Raw genomic sequence first — 1496 nt, forward strand, 5'->3', positions numbered from 1 at the left:
TCCCCAAGCCGCCCCAGATTGTGTCCGATCCCGCATTGCCAACCAGAACATCATTCCCGCCAAGGCCTTCGATGACATCAGCACCACCAAGGCCTCTAATCGTGTTTGTATCATCCGTGCCGATGAGTTGATCATCATTCGGTGTCGGCATGTCGCTGGCCGGATTGATATAAAGGTTATCGCCAAAACCGGTCTCGATCCCAGCACCGATGACACTACCGAGACTTGCTATCACATAAGTTTCATGCCCGGTGAGCGGGAGAGTCTCTACATCAAAACGAAGTGTTACACTTTGTGTGCCGGCTGCAATCGTGAAATTAGTCGCCTGCTCCTCTGCAGGTATGGAATAATTGCCGTCAACAAAGGTTAAATCGACTACGCCAGATATGTTCTCCATAGCCACGGAATCGAGTGATACAGTGACTAGGATTTCAGAGGCTCCCGCACCTGTCGTCACGAAAACAGGATCGCTGACCGACGCAGAGACGTTTGGTGCATTGTTGTCCGTGTAGCTTTCAAGGACGTAAGCCCCCGCAAAGCCAAACCAACTTTGTGCGCCGATGTAGTAAACACCCGTACTATCGGGTGTAAAAGAAAGCGTTGCGCCATCTTCCCATGCAGAAGCACTCCAGGTCACTCCGGAGACTTCATCTCCGTTCGCATCTTTGAGGATCAGGTGGCCACCAGAGCTTGCACCGAAGATTGATGAGGCCTGTACCATACTAAAGTGATAGGTCTGCCCTGCGAATGCTGTGAACTCAAAGTAATCGGTTTCCGGGGTAAAATCATAAAATCCACCCCCGTTATCAGTTCCATTGAGGACACCAGTGATAGAGCTCCCAATTAACAGATCAGGCGCACTAGCAAGGTTACCTAGATCTTCATCTTGTAGGTGATCTGCCGCAATACCCTCCCAAGTGACGCTATATTCACCATCACCTGAAATGGCGATTGCGTATGCATCCGATGGATGATGGGCCGTGAAGGTTATTGAATTTCCTGTCACGATGGGCGCGGCACCCATCTCGTAGTCGGGTGACATCGTGTCAATCCCACCATCGAGAATGGTCAAAGACACATTGCCCTCGTATGAAAATGTATACGTCTCACCAACTGCGAGTGAGAGCGGCACAAGGTCTATCAGATCTTCGCCGCCAACGGTGCCAGAGACCGTATGACCAGTTTGAATATGTCCGTAATCTGAGCTGGAGAAATCAAACTCACCCGACCAATCAGTCGTTTCAGTCAAACTGTACATGTGCCCCTCCTTGGTTCCCAACGCGTAGCGCCTTCTCACGGTAAAAATAAGGAGGGACCCTCGCCTGATCTTTGATATCAATCAAACCGTAGTATCCACTCCGTTTGCACTGCTCCCCAACCTTGGACCGCCGGAAGCTGGATTTTTCCGCTAAGTTTTCCTGGCTGGGAAAGGAGCGGAATCGTATGAAGGCATCGAAGTTTACGGAAGCGCAGAAGGCGTTCATCCTGAAGCAGGG

1 pseudogene is annotated in these 1496 nt (G+C 50.8%); it reads right to left on the reverse strand.

Going from position 1 to position 1496, the window contains the following annotated elements:
- Positions 1 to 1258, reverse strand: a pseudogene (locus J1C52_RS14975) (hypothetical protein); the annotation flags it as partial.
- Positions 1259 to 1496 lie beyond the last annotated feature (238 nt).

Source organism: Roseibaca sp. Y0-43 (genome assembly GCF_020667835.1).
Lineage (GTDB): Bacteria > Pseudomonadota > Alphaproteobacteria > Rhodobacterales > Rhodobacteraceae > Roseinatronobacter.